The organism is Shewanella sp. VK101, from assembly GCF_056497865.1.
This window is the reverse complement of the sequence record NZ_CM151402.1, coordinates 4053037-4067082: the sequence shown is the minus strand read 5'-3', so window position 1 is coordinate 4067082 and position 14046 is coordinate 4053037. Positions and strand designations below refer to the sequence as shown.

Below are 14046 nucleotides of genomic sequence, written 5' to 3'. Positions count from 1 at the left end.
ATTAAGTATATGATATTGGCTTTGTTCTTCTTCCTTCCCGCCGCTTGGGGATGGGACGTGATGCAAGGGTAATGGATGAAATCGAGTGAGCCGGATCTGCAGCTGAAATCTCCGATCCAGAAAAATTACAACCGCGCAGTGTTTTACACCTATATGGGGGTAATTGTACTGGCGTTGCTCACCGCCTGGGTGTTTTTTGAGCGCCAGAAGACCCAACAGATGGAGCTCAGAGAAGAACAGGTCGATCGCCATGTGATGCAGATTGACCTCTTGCTGGAATCCAGTATCCGTGCGGTCAAGAGCCTGCGTAATGTGGCCGTGGATCACTTGCGCCTGGCCGAGCAGGTACGCAAGGACAGGCTGCCCCAGTACGAGAAATTCAACGAAAGCGGTCAGTTCTTTACCCTGGAGCCCAATTACGCCAAGAGTGGTGAGCCATTCACCAACATGGGGCGGATAACCGGTTCCGGTTCTCTCGATGGCCGCAGCGACAAGTTCTATCAGGAACTGGAGATGCTGTTCGAGCTGTCGTTGTCGTTCCCGGTCGCCAAGGAAGCAGCGCCCAAGGCCTCGGCCATCTATTACCTGTCCAAGCGGCGAATGATGTCCTATTACCCCTGGCCTTCGGACGAGCAGCGTTTTCGCGATGAACTGCTGAACAAGAAACAGTTTCAACTGGCGACGCCGGCGATGAACCCACAGCGCAGTGTGTTCTGGAGTGAGGCCTATGTGGACTCGGCCGGCAATGGTCTTTTGACTACGCTCGGGGTGCCCATCTATCTCGAAGATGAGTTTATCGGCTCCATTAATCTGGACATGACACTGGCATCGCTCGCCAAACAGATACGTCTCTATTTCAAGATGCCGGGCACAGTGATTTTGCTGGATCAAGGCAACAATATTCTCTCCCACAGCGATTTTGATACCTCCAGCATTAACCGGGTCTACCACATCAGTCAGCGGATCCCATCCGAGCTGCATTCACTGCCGGAGTCCGAGCTGTTCGATGCCCACGAGGGGATGATCCGTAACGGCTATTACATCCACTCAGTGGCGCTGCACAACGCCCCCTGGCGTCTGCTCTATCTGCAGGATGTCGATGACCTGTTTCTGGACTCGTTCGAGAAGCTGCAGCTGACCTTTATTCTTGTGGTACTGGCGCTGTCCGTGCTGGTGACCATAGTGCACTGGCAGACTCGTCGCTCTTTCGTCAGCCCGGCCTCGCGCCTGCTTTCGCACCTGGAAGACTGTTCCCGTGAGCCGATTCGGCCGCCGGAGAAGATCACCCAGGGCTGGGAGCCCTGGTTCCAGTTGGTCAGCCGCATTTTTGAAGAGAACCAGCAATATACCCGTCACCTGGCGGAGCAGAACAAGCGGCTGGATAAACTGGTGGCCCGGCGCACCGAACGGCTGAAAGAAACCACAGAGCGACGTGAGCGGGAATATGCCCTGCTGCGCTCTCTGCTGGACTCGATTCCTGAAGCCATTGTCTTCAAAGATAAAGAAGGCAAGTACCTCGGCTGCAATAAGTCGGCCGAGCGGGTGCTTGGCTACACCGAAGCCGAGATGATAGGTCTGAATTCAGACACACTTACCAGCCCGGAACAGGCCGCCAGAATTCGCGCCGAGGATGAACAGGTACTTAAAGACAGGGCGCCGCTGCGTTATCAGGAAAAGGTCGAGCTGGCCGGCAAGCCCGTGCTGCTCGACACCCTCAAGCTGCCGTTTTATAACCGCCGCGGCGAGATGCTGGGCTTGATTGCCGTTTGGCGTGATGTGACCCGCGAATATGAATCGGCCGAACAGCTGCGATTGTCGGAAGAACGTTATCACCTGGCGATGGACGCGGTGGAAGATGGCCTGTGGGACTGGTATCTGGATTCGGAGCAGATCATCTGCAACCCGGCTTATTACACCATGCTGGGTTACAAGACCAATGAGTTTCCGGCGCTGCTGTCGACCATAGACGAGCTGATCCATCCGGATGACAGGATCCGGGTCGAAGAGTATCGCGAGCAGTATCTGGCCGATCCTATTGGAGCCTACGAGATAGAGTTCAGGATGCGCGGCAAGAGTGGTCAGTATCACTGGGTGCTGTCCCGTGGCCGGGTGGTGGAATTTACCGCCAACAATGAGCCCAGGCGTATGCTGGGTACCCACAAAGACATTACCCGCAGCAAGAGCAATGAAGTGGCCTTGTTGGAGGCCAAGAAAGATGCCGAACTGGCCAACCTCTACAAGAGTGAATTCCTGGCCAATATGAGTCATGAGATCCGCACGCCGATGAATGCCATCATAGGCATGCTGCAACTGGCGCAGCGCACCAACCTGACGGTGCAGCAGAAAGATTATCTGGAGAAGGCCGGCTTCTCGGCTCAGTCACTGCTGCGGATCATCAACGATATTCTCGACTTCTCCAAGATTGAAGCCGGTAAGCTGGAGCTGGAGCGGGTCTCCTTCCCGCTGGATAAGGTGCTGGAGCACGCCCTGGATATCAACTCACTCAAGGCACAGGAGAAAGGGGTCGAGCTGTTGTTGTATGCCCCTGTGACCGCCGGGCTGATCCTCAAGGGCGATCCGCTGCGTCTCGGTCAGGTGCTGGTGAATCTGCTGTCCAATGCGGTTAAGTTTACCTCCCAGGGGGAGATTGAACTCGGTTGTGAAGATGTCGGCGAACGCGATCATCGCATTACCCTCAAATTCTGGGTTCGGGACACCGGCATAGGTATCAGCAAGGAGCAACAGGAGATACTGTTTGACGCCTTTGCCCAGGCGGATGGCTCCACCACCCGCAAATATGGCGGCACCGGCCTTGGCTTGTCCATCAGTAAGCATCTGGTGTCCATGATGGGCGGCAAGATGCAAGTGCAGAGTGAGCCGGGTGTCGGCAGTGTGTTCAGCTTTACCATCAGCTTTGAGATCGCCGAAGAGGCCAAGATTGAACCTCTGGTGATGCCGGAGCAGCTCAACAGCCTGCGGGCGCTGGTGGTGGACGATAACTCCACGGCGCTGCAGATATATTCGACCCTGATGCGCGACTTCCACTTCGAGGTGGACACAGCCGCCAGCGGTGCCGAAGCCCTCTATAAGCTGGGCAAACAGGAAACCGACCTGCTGCTTATCGACTGGATGATGCCGGAAATGGATGGCCGCGAGGTGATCCGTACCCTGGACGAGATGGTGGCCGATGGCAGGATCAGCAAGCGCCCCGTGGTGATCATGATGACGGCCTATGCCGCCGAGCCGCTGGCACAGGAGGTGGAAGATGCCAATGTGTTTGCGTTGCTGCAAAAGCCCTTCAAGGCCTCGACTCTGTTTGATGAGATAATCTCTGCCTTCGCCGAGAAACCCCATCCGGCGACCGTGGCTGAAATTACCGACAATCAGAGCGGTGGTCATAAAGGCTTGGTGCTGCTGGTGGAAGATAACCTGATCAACCAGCAGGTGGCCTCTGAACTGCTGCGCAGCGCCGGTTATGAGGTAGATCTGGCCGACAATGGTCAAATTGCTCTTGAGATGGTGGAGCAGCGTCAATACGACGCGGTATTGATGGATATTCAGATGCCAGTGATGGATGGCCTGACGGCGACCCGGGAACTGCGCAAGAAATACGACAGGGAGACCTTGCCGATTATCGCCATGACGGCCCACGCCATGTCAGGCGATCGTGAGAAGAGCCTGGCGGCGGGAATGAACGCCCATATCACCAAGCCCATTATGCTCAATGAACTCTTTGATACCTTGAGTGAATGGGTGGGCAGGACTTGAGATAAACCGGCCGATCCCTTAACTTGAATGGCAACTTACAGATAACAATCAGGAGATGGGATGAAACCTCAAAGTTGGACCTTGTTGCTGGCGCTGATCGCGGTACCCGGATTGACGCAGGCGGCACAGGAGAGGGAGGCCGCCGACGTCATCAGCGAAAGCACTCAGGCCGAAGGTTTTATCAATCTCTTTTATGATGCCAAAGCTGGGCAGCTGTATCTGGAACCGAGCAAACTCAACCAGCCTATGCTGCTGCTTTCCAGCTTGCCCCACGGCGCCGGATCCAATGATATTGGGCTTGACCGTGGGCAACTGGGGCATACCCGCATGGTGCAGTTTGAGCGTCAGGGGCCCTATATCCTGCTCAAACAGCTCAATACCCGTTTTCGTGCCGATACCGACGACCAAGCCGAGCAAAGAGCCGTGCATGAAGCCTTTGCCGAATCTGTACTCTGGCGCGGTAAACTCCTGCCTGGCAAACGTCTGCTGGTGCCGGTCAATGACTTGATGTTGCAGGACCTGCATGGCATCAGCCAACAGTTGGCGGCCAGGGGCCAAGGGCATTATCGTCTGGACACCAGCCGCTCTGTGGTGTTGCCAGCCTCGGTCAAGTCGTTCGAGCGTAACTCGGATGTGGATGTGCAGCTGACTTTCGCCAGTGATAAGGCCGGCGCCAGAGTCGCCGAGGTGACCCCGGATGGCCAGGCCCTGTCTCTGAGACTGCGCTACTCCTTTATCGCCTTGCCCGAGCCGGGTTATCAGGCGCGTCGTTATCACCCCATGAGTGGTTATCTGTCCGATGAATACAAGGACTATGCCACCGCCATAGATCAGGATATCAACCAGCGTTTCTTGCTGCGCCACCGGCTGCAGAAGGTTAATCCCGGCCCTGAGCCAAGCGAAGTGGTTGAGCCCATTACCTATTATCTGGATCCCGGTGTACCCGAGCCTATCCGTGGTGCCTTGCTTGAAGGCGGCCGCTGGTGGGAGCAGGCCTTCAATGAGGCGGGGTTTATCAACGGTTTCAAGTTGGAGCTATTGCCGGAAGGCGCCGACCCTCAGGATGTGCGCTACAACGTGATCCAGTGGGTGCACAGGGCCAGCCGTGGCTGGTCCTACGGTGCGGCGGTGACAGATCCCCGCAGTGGTGAAATCATCAAGGGCCAGGTCACTCTGGGGAGTCTGCGGGTGCGTCAGGATCATCTGATTGCCCGTGGCCTTACCGCAGGTTGGGAAGACAGGCAGGCGGCCGATGAAGCCGCCATGGCCTTGTCTCTGGCGCGTATTCGCCAGTTATCGGCTCATGAAATCGGTCACACCCTGGGGCTGGACCATAACTTTGCCGCTTCCACCAATAACAACGCTTCTGTGATGGATTATCCCCATCCCTATGTGCGCCTCGATGGCAAGCGGGTGGATATCAGCCAGCCTTACGCCGAAGGGCTGGGGGCCTGGGATAAGTTTGCCATCAAGTACGGTTATGGTGACTTTGGTGATGAAGCCCAAACCCAGGCCGCGCTCAAGTCGCTGCTCAAAGAGGTGCAGCAGCAGGGGTTGAGATACATAGGCGAGGGCGATTCGCGAGCAGCTTCAGCTGCCCATGCCTATGCCAGTCTTTGGGACAGAGGCGAGGATCCTGTCAAGGAGCTGGCCAGAATGCAGCTGGTCAGGCGCCAGGCGTTGGAGACCTTTTCCGCGAAGGCGCTGTTGCCGGGGCAACCCTTGGGTGAACTCAGCGATGCTCTGGTGCCCATCTATCTGCTGAATCGTTACCAGATTAGCGCTGCTGCCAAGTTTGTCGGCGGCATTGACTATAATTATCTGGCCGATGCCGATAGCGGTAATTGGCATTTTATTGCGCCGGAATTACAGAAGCGGGCGCTCGATACCCTGTTGGCGACTCTGGATCCCAGAGAGCTTTATCTGCCAACCGAGCTCCTGGAGCAACTGGTGCCCAAGGCCGGCAACTATTACCGCAGCCGCGAGAGTTTCGGCTCATCTCTGGGGGTTGCCGTGGATCAGCTGGCCATGGCAGAAGTGCTCAGTCGCCACACTGTGTCGGCGCTGTTGAACCCTGAGCGGCTCAACCGTGTGGATCAGGCCTTTGCCAGAGACACAGAGCAGCTTTCGGTAGAGGATTTGCTGGACAGATTGCTGGGTAAGACACTGCTGAAATCCCTGCCTTCGGGAGATCAGACCAGTATTGCGATGCGGGTAAATGCGGTGGTTTTGGACGGCATGTTGCAGAGTCTGGAGAGTGACGCCAGCGCCCCGGAAGTCAAAGCCATGGTGAGAATGAAGCTGGATTATCTGCTTAAGCAGTTGCCCAGAAAGGAAAAAAGAAGTTCAGGTTACAAGGCTGCCCACTATGGACAACTGCAAGCTGTGCTTGAACAGGCACTGAAACAAGCCGGGGTCAGAGTGATCAGCAAACCTGCGGAAATACCACCGGGATCGCCGATTTAGTACGTCGTAAGGTATTGATTATGTGACATAATTAATGCCATATCTTATATTGGCATCTTTCATATTCCAGAGGTTCGGGCCCGTTTTGCACCGAACCTCTGTTTTTTGGGGGAATTCTTTTGCCAACAATCCTGTTTCTCAGAGCCTGGCTCGGCAGCTTATTGCTGCTTCTCTGCTTCGTTGCCAAGGCCGATGGGCTCAGCGTCAGCCCTCGCATTCATCAGGGCCAACTGGACAACGGTCTTAAATATCAATTGGTGGACAACAAGACGCCGGCCAATACCGTCATAATGCGGATGCGGATCGCCTCCGGCTCGCTGCTTGAGGCGGAAAATGAGCAGGGGCTGATGCACCTGCTGGAACATATGGCGTTCAAAGGCTCGGCCGCTGTGCCTGAAGGGGATATGATCCCAAGGTTGCAGCGTCTCGGCTTGAGCTTTGGCGCCGATACCAATGCCGTGACTGAATTTACGCAAACAGTCTATAAGTTCAACATCACCCAAGGGGATGAGCAGAAGCTGGATACCGGGTTGATGTTGATGCGGGAGATTGCCGACAGACTCACTCTGGATCCCAAGGCGCTTGCCCAGGAAAAAGCCGTAGTGCTGGCCGAGCTCAAGGAGCGCACATCGGCCGGGCTGGAAAACTATCGTAACCAGTTGCATTTCTGGTACCCCTCCAGCCTGCTGCCCAGACGTTTCCCTATCGGTGAAGTAGCCAGCATCAAGGCGGCAGATGTCGCCAAGCTGCGCTCTTTGTACCAACGTTTCTATACCCCGGAGCGGACAACGCTGATCTTGGTCGGCGACCTGGACATCGCCCGTACCGAGGCTCAAATCAAGCAGTTGTTTGCCGATTGGAAGCCGCACCCTCAGGCGGTTGCCGCAGCTCAGGTGAAACTTTCTCCGCCTGTAGTCAGAAAGCAGCCTCAGGCGGACGCTTTCTTCGACCCCAGTTTGCCGACTCAAGTCTCTCTTGGGGTGCTGACGCCCATAAAGCCAAAGCCTGATGGTATTGAACGGCGTCGTCAGCTGATGCTTGAGTCGCTGCTGAGTAATATGCTCTATCAGAGGTTGCAACCGCACCTGTTTGCCGAAGAAGGTTTCACCGATGCCTCCGTTGAGATAGGGGAAGAGTTTGGCACTGCGGGAAGGGTGCAATTGGCTCTGGCGACCCTGGAAGACAACTGGCAGGATGGTGTGGTATTGCTGGAGCAGACCATACGCCAGGCCTTGCAATACGGTTTCAGCAATGAAGAGTTGCAGCAGGCACTGAAACGCCAACATAAGCAGTATCAGCTCAATCTGGCCGGCAGTAACACCATTCACAGCCTGAATATGGCCGAGGCTTTGGTATCAATGGATGCCGAGGACTTGATACCGATAGAACCAGCAGATGAGCTGGCCATTTTTGAGGCCTTGGCGCCGCAAATTACCCCGGCGCTTATCCAACAGACACTGACTGAGCTTTGGCAGGGGCAACCCTGGATCTATCTCTCCGGTGCCAAGGCGCCGGCCGCGGCGGAACAACAACTGCTGACGGCATATGAGAACAGCTTGCTGCAATCTGTTACCCCCTATAAGGCCAAACAAGCCAGCGAGTTTGCCTATCAAAGCTTTGGTGAACCCGGGAAGATAGTGGCCGATAAGCGGGATCCCGATACCGGAATACGCCAGTTACGTTTTGCCAATGGGACTCTACTCAATCTCAAACCTACCGAGCTTGAGCAGGGTAATGTGGCCGTCAGCTTGTCATTGGGATTCGGTGATTTGCCATTTCCGCGCCAAGAAGGTTTGGGCACTCTGTTCAATAATGCCTTTATTTACGGCGGACTGGAGCAGCACTCCTGGCAACAGCTGGCGGATATCTTTGCCGGGCAGAACATCTCGGCAAATATTGGCGTCAGTACTGAAGGCTTTGGCGGCGTGACCAATACCAATGCCGATGAACTCAGAACCCAACTTGGGCTACAGGCCGCCTTTCTAACCGCCCCGGGTTGGCGACAGGAAGCCATCAACCTCTTCCGGCAACAAGTCAAGGCAGAGAGCCAGAGCCGTAATGCCAATCCGGAAGAGGCCTTCTGGGATGGTCTGAGCGGACTCTTGTTCCCCGGCGATCCCCGATATGGTTATGGCCGGGAAGAACAGGTATTACAGCGGGACTTTGCTGAAATTGCCAAGGTGTTGGCTTCGGCGCTGGATAAGGGAATGCTGGAAATCGCGCTGGTAGGTGATTTCGATGAGGCTCAGGGGATAAAAGCGGTCGCTGAGACATTCGCCGCCATCAAGCGGCATCCGGCCAAGGCTCCGGCCTTCGAGCGTCCGGTATTCACCAAGGTGCCGGCACAGAGCCAAATCTTGCACCGGGGCGCCGAGAACTCGGCTGCACTGGCCTGGCTGTGGCCGACCACCGACATGCAGAATGTTCGACGCCACAGCGAACTGATGTTACTCGAGCAGGTGATGGGCATTCTGTTGAATGAAGAGGTCAGGGAAAAAGCCGGCGCCGGATATTCGCCTTATACCTTTAATCATTTCGATTGGCATCCAACAGGTTACGGTTATCTGGGGCTCTTTACTGTCACAGATGCCGCCAAGCTGAAGGCGGCCGAACAGGGCTTTGCCGCGGTCGTGGCCAGAGTCAAGGCCAAGGGGGGCATAGATGCCGATTTGCTGGAGCGGGCGCGCCAGCCCTTGTTGCAATGGTTTGAAAGCGCCCCGGGAAGTAACGGTTTCTGGTTGGATCTGGCGGCAACGGCCCAAAGTCGGCCGGGCCGCTGGCAGGGATGGCAGCAGCGCAGGCAGATACTGGGGCAACTGGATGGAGAAGCCCTGGAAGCCGTGGCCCGTGAGTATCTTGAGAATGATCGCCGCTTGAGTGTGACCAGCAGTTACGGCGGCTAACCTCCGCTCTTGGGGTTTCTCGGATAGAAGCGTTCCGGTTTGCGCTGCAGGTGTTCGAACCTGCGGGTATTTTTATAGGGCAGCTTCATAAACCCCGAAACCCCCTGTCCCTGGATCTTGTCGACATGACTGAGGATCCTGTCCAGACAGGCGCGAAACTGCGCCTGTTTTCTCGGGTTGAGCAGTCTCAGATAACTGTGGATCTTCATATGGGTTGGCAGGGCTTCGAAGATGATACAGCCTGTGTGGTGTATCTGGTTGAGCCAGCCCAGCTCTGTCATGATTTCCGCAGGCAGCTCCAGGTTTTCATCCGGATCCCGGCCATCTTCAAAGTAAGAGTGCAGCCGGGATTGATCTTCGAGTGTCGGCACATCGCCCACCTCAAAGGGCAGCAGCTGATCCGCCTTGGCCTTGAACGGCTCTGAAGGGGCGCTGCGCTCCAGGTGCAGGGTATCTTTGGCGTTGAAGAAACAGGCCTTGAAGATACCTATGCGATGAATGCCCCGGGCCAGGGTCACCATGTTGTTGACCGCCTGAATCAATGCCGGCCTGAGCTCTTCATCATAAAGCGCCAGGTTGGAGTCGATATAGACGCCTGTCTCCTGCCAATGAATCGCCAAACCGCCCACTATAGGATACTGACCCAGGCGGCCAACCGCGGCGATAAAGCCCTTCTCTGTGTCTCCCATACCGGCGAGGAAGTTGCGGTAGTACTTCTCCAGTTGAATATCTTCGGCGCGAATAGCCTCGGCATCGGCGTCCGGATGATGGCTGCGCAGAAACGACTTACGCGAACTGTAGCTGACTGTTTCCACGTCCCGGGCCCGCTTCTGTACCCAGACGGGGATCTCGGCATTCAGCTCCTGTGGCAGCGGCGGCAGTAAAAGATGCTGGCTGTATCTCATGCTGCGCAGGAAGTAGTCGCCGGCCTTGAGGCGGGTGAGAGGATCTGAGCCCAACATCCCCTCGAGGATCCTGGCCAGTTCCATCGGCAGACCTATGCTGGTAGGCGGGATCACCTGGGAACCGAAGCGGCTGGCCTGGCCGGACGCCAGCGCATAGAGGGTGGCGGCAACCCCCTGTTCATCAAACCTGGGGCTGGAAAGCGCCCCCGAGAGTTGCTCATCGCCGATAAAGTAAACATCGCCCATGCGGGCGTTGGTATGCTGCTGATCGCTCGACATTAATTCCATCACATTGCCGCCAACCGGGCGGTTGTCGGCATCGCGCTGGGCAAATACCGCCGAGCCCCAGTCAATCAAAGACAACTTGTCTTCCTCTGGGTCATAAACCAGGTTGGAAGGTTTGATATCCCCGTGTACCAAGGGTCTGCCGCTGCGAAGATACTGCAATAGATCCGCCAACTGCCTGGCAATGCTCATGATCTCCGCCACCGGCAAGGCGCCTTGGCGGCGGCAGCGCTGATCCAGATCCTGGCCCTGAGCTCTGGCCATCACCAGGATCCCCTGGCGCCCGACTCTGTCGAACTTTATCAGTGGCGGCACATTGGGATGATTGACCTGAGACAGCATGAAGGCCTCTTCTTCCAGTCTGTCCTGTACCTGCTGAGGCAGGGTGATGCGGGAGAACTTGAATACATGTTCCTGACCATGGCTGTTTCGTCCGGCGAACACAAAACCATAGGCGCCTTTGCCTATCATTTGCGGGTCATCATAGCCCAACTTGATCAGTTGCTGGCGGCAGAGGCGGATCCAGGCCCTGTGTTTGCGGGCATCATCGGCCTTAAGCAGATAGACGGACTGCTCTTCAGAAATATAAAAGTGCTGCAGTTCAGGTGTTTGCAAGCGATTTCTCCATTGGTGCAGGCAAGGATACAAAATAACAACAAGCAGAAGCTCATTAAAACAGCAAGGGATAACAGCGGCAAGTTGTGACTCTGGGATCCAGCTCAGAACCAGGCTTCCTAGCGTATCCTTTTGGGCGGCACTTTGACCTATATCAATTTCATCGCGCCCTCCCCAGAGTAACCTGTTTGCAACAAGCCGCAGTGGCAGAAGAGATTTGGAGGCCTTATGTCAGTGCCAGATAAGCAGGAGCTGATCGCACTGTTCGAGTATGCTCGTCCCAGGGTGATACAGTCGATGGAATTGCGTCATTGTCCCCATGCGGGTTTCTACAATCCGGTGGACGACCGCTGTAACTTTTGTCATCAGGGATTGGAGTGTATCTGGATGAACCAGAATGATGAACTGGTGGATCTGGAACAGAAATCACTCGAAGAGTTGAAGCAGCAGTTATTGATTGCAGTCGACTTTGTCGACTCCAGCCTGAGCCCGCACCATTTGTCACGACGCAAGTGCCAGTGTGATAACTGTAATTGGTTGCGCAAGGTGCAGGAGACCCTGGCCAGACTGCCCTGAATAGCTTGAAAACTGATACTGCCCGCCCCGGAGTCATTGCACGCTCCGCGGCGGGCTTTTTTGTCTGTTGCTGTAGAGCTCTTTGCAATCGGCGTCCAAGCCGATAGAGTATCAAGGTTTTCTGATACACAGGATGGATAGATGGAACCCGGATTCTGGCATGAACGCTGGCACAAGCAGCAGATAGGTTTTCACCAGCAGGATATTAACCCTTTTTTGGTGAAGTACTGGTCCACACTCGCACTCAGGGGGAATGAGCAGGTATTTGTCCCGCTTTGCGGCAAGTCTTTGGATATGTGTTATCTGGCCGAGAAGGGCCATGATCTGCTTGGTTGCGAACTGAGCGAGTTGGCCGTCAGGCAGTTTTTTGAAGAGAACGGCCTTGAGTATCAACAGAAAGCCTTTGGCGAATTGCAGGCGTTTTCCAGCGAACAGATGGCCTTGTTGCAGGGCGACTTGTTTGCGCTCAAGGCTGAGCAATTGGCGTCGGTAGGCGCCTTCTACGACAGGGCGGCGCTAATCGCCTGGCCTGAGGAGATGCGTTTGCAATATGCCGCCAAGCTGGCCACCTTGTTGCCAAGGGGTTGTTGCGGCTTGTTGGTTACTCTGGAATATCCGCAGGATATGCTCAAGGGGCCGCCATTCAGCGTGACTCAGGAGTGGATAAGGGAGCATATGAGCCAGTGGTTTGAGGTCACTTTGCTGGAGCAAGCCGATGTATTGGCCGACAATCCCAGGTTCATTGCCAAAGAGGTGCCTTGGCTCAATGAGAGTGCCTATCTGCTGAAACGTAAATAAGTTCCCCAGGAAATTATAATAATCCAAGGCGGAACAAGCGATTAGTAGAAATTTTGGCATACAAAAAGGCGACCAAGAGGTCGCCTTTAGTGTCTATAACCACTATCTCAACAGAGATTAGAAGTCGTAACGTACACCCACGGTGAATACGTTGTCGTCTTCCAGGTCAAACTTAGCACCAGCGTCTTTGTACTCGCCTTGGTAGTTTGCGTAGTGAGCAAACAGCAGAGTAGACTTGGCTACACGGTAGTCGGCACCAACAGTGATGTTGGTCACTTCGATGTCTGTGCCAGCATTGTCGCCCAGAGCCTTGTAGTACTTACCGAAACCGGCTTCGTCATAACCGTATTGCAGCTTCAGGTTAACGCCGTTCAGGTTGTAAACTACGTTCACGAAGTAAGTGTTGTTGTCGTCAGAACCGTCAACGATGCTTTCAGAGTTCTGGAACAGACCGCCCAGTTTGAAGTCACCCAGCTTAACTTGGCCTACGGCACGGTATGCATCGATACCACCAATTCCCTTGTTGTAGGCGATGGCAGCATAGTAGTTCTGAGCTTTCAGCTTTTTGTCACCGATAGTGGCGCTCAGAGCGTAAAGCTCATCAGCTTCAACAACATTACCATTAGGATCTTTAACTGTCTGGTAATTATCATCCATCAGGTAAGTGGCGTTCAGAGTGATCAGGTCAGCGATCTTTGGTGAGTAGTACCAAACACCGTCACCGCTACGAACTTGGCCGCCAACCATACGGTCGATATCCGCGTTGGTGTTACCGAATGCGTCTACGCCGCCTTCAGCTTGCTTGAATACTGTGTCGTTACGACCGACCAGTACAGTACCATATTTGCCTTTCGCACCCAGGTAAGTGTTACGGGCTTTGAAAGTGTCGCCAGAACCAGAAGTGTTCTCTACTTGGAACTCCATCTGATAGATGATGTCTATACCATCAGTCAGCTTCTCTGAACCTTTTACACCCAGGTGTGAGAAGTTGTTTTCGATATAAGTGCCATTTTCGCCTTCTTTCACACCGCTAGTGCCAGTCTGAAGTGTGCTACCTTGGTCAGAGTTAGTAACAGCCAGATCCAGACGGCCATACAGAGTTGGGCCATCAGCCAGCGCACCGAAAGAGGCTGCGGCCAGAACTGTTGCTACTGACGCAGAGATAAGGGTCTTCTTCATGTGTTGTGCTCCCTAGAACCTGAGTTCTATTCCATGTATTTATGGTTATTTAACAAACGAGTGTTCCTGGATTTGTAGCGGACATCCTGTCCGTCACAAAGCTGCGCTGATTCTTACAGTTTTGTTTGCTCAAGATTGTGGCCTAGATCAAACTTTTTGCCCCATTCTTGTGGGAAAAGCCTTAATCTGTGACCAAAATGTCCATTTCGGTTAAAAACTATTCAACCACCATTGTTCACAAAATCAGCATAATCATCTTTTCGCTATAAAAAGATAACTTTGCAGTATGAAGGACTGTATCAGCTGGTTATTTTTAATAGATCAAATTGTAAATTAGTGATAGATGAAGTTTTAATAAAAGTGAAATTTTTCATCATAAAAATGATATTTATGTGCTCTGGTTCTCATTTAGGCACCCAATCCGGCCAGTGGCAAACTCTGCCTTATATAGCCAAGTAGCTGTCCTGGTTCACTCCATGGTGCCCTATCTATCCCTAAAAGAAGCTCTGTATTTACTAAGCCGTTTATATCCATAAGCCCAAGCAAAACAT

7 protein-coding genes are annotated in these 14046 nt (G+C 54.3%); 5 read left to right on the top strand and 2 right to left on the bottom strand.

The window, feature by feature from the left end; all coding sequences use genetic code 11:
• The first annotated feature begins 75 nt into the window (after positions 1 to 75).
• The 3 genes from ACSHSR_RS18095 (at position 76) to ACSHSR_RS18085 (ending at position 9137) form a co-directional block, all read left to right on the top strand.
• Complete coding sequence (locus ACSHSR_RS18095; RefSeq protein ID WP_025010323.1) at positions 76 to 3768, top strand: response regulator; 3693 nt, start codon at positions 76 to 78, stop codon at positions 3766 to 3768.
• A 60-nt stretch (positions 3769 to 3828) separates the two neighbouring features.
• A complete protein-coding gene (locus ACSHSR_RS18090) occupies positions 3829 to 6234 on the top strand; it encodes a zinc-dependent metalloprotease (RefSeq protein ID WP_479631014.1) in 2406 nt (801 codons plus the stop codon).
• Between the two features lie 119 nt (positions 6235 to 6353).
• Entirely contained in the window at positions 6354 to 9137 is a 2784-nt protein-coding gene (locus ACSHSR_RS18085) for a M16 family metallopeptidase (protein ID WP_243888451.1), read from the top strand.
• Here the strand turns inward: ACSHSR_RS18085 and ACSHSR_RS18080 are convergent.
• Positions 9134 to 10942: a protein kinase domain-containing protein gene (locus ACSHSR_RS18080; protein WP_071237144.1), complete on the bottom strand. Its 1809-nt coding sequence runs from the start codon at positions 10940 to 10942 to the stop codon at positions 9134 to 9136. The two genes, ACSHSR_RS18085 and ACSHSR_RS18080, sit on opposite strands and share 4 nt — an antisense overlap.
• Positions 10943 to 11170: 228 nt before the next feature.
• Between ACSHSR_RS18080 and ACSHSR_RS18075 the strand changes: the two genes are divergently transcribed.
• Positions 11171 to 11518, top strand: a complete 348-nt coding sequence (locus tag ACSHSR_RS18075) for a hypothetical protein (RefSeq protein ID WP_025888775.1) — start codon at positions 11171 to 11173, stop codon at positions 11516 to 11518.
• A 141-nt stretch (positions 11519 to 11659) separates the two neighbouring features.
• Positions 11660 to 12316, top strand: a complete 657-nt coding sequence (locus ACSHSR_RS18070) for a thiopurine S-methyltransferase (RefSeq protein ID WP_107110061.1) — start codon at positions 11660 to 11662, stop codon at positions 12314 to 12316.
• Positions 12317 to 12433: 117 nt separating this feature from the next.
• On the opposite strand, the gene ACSHSR_RS18065 is transcribed toward ACSHSR_RS18070, so the two are convergent.
• Positions 12434 to 13495 carry a porin gene (locus tag ACSHSR_RS18065; protein WP_107110060.1) on the bottom strand — a complete coding sequence of 354 codons (1062 nt, stop codon included), beginning with the start codon at positions 13493 to 13495 and terminating at the stop codon, positions 12434 to 12436.
• Positions 13496 to 14046: the final 551 nt, after the last annotated feature.

Bases quoted from the DNA above. Each gene is read 5' to 3' on its own strand.
- ACSHSR_RS18075 (WP_025888775.1), top strand. From the start codon at position 11,171: ATGTCAGTGCCAGATAAGCAGGAGCTGATCGCACTGTTCGAGTATGCT.
- ACSHSR_RS18090 (WP_479631014.1), top strand. From the start codon at position 3,829: ATGAAACCTCAAAGTTGGACCTTGTTGCTGGCGCTGATCGCGGTACCC.
- ACSHSR_RS18095 (WP_025010323.1), top strand. From the start codon at position 76: ATGAAATCGAGTGAGCCGGATCTGCAGCTGAAATCTCCGATCCAGAAA.
- ACSHSR_RS18070 (WP_107110061.1), top strand. From the start codon at position 11,660: ATGGAACCCGGATTCTGGCATGAACGCTGGCACAAGCAGCAGATAGGT.
- ACSHSR_RS18065 (WP_107110060.1), bottom strand. From the start codon at position 13,495: ATGAAGAAGACCCTTATCTCTGCGTCAGTAGCAACAGTTCTGGCCGCA.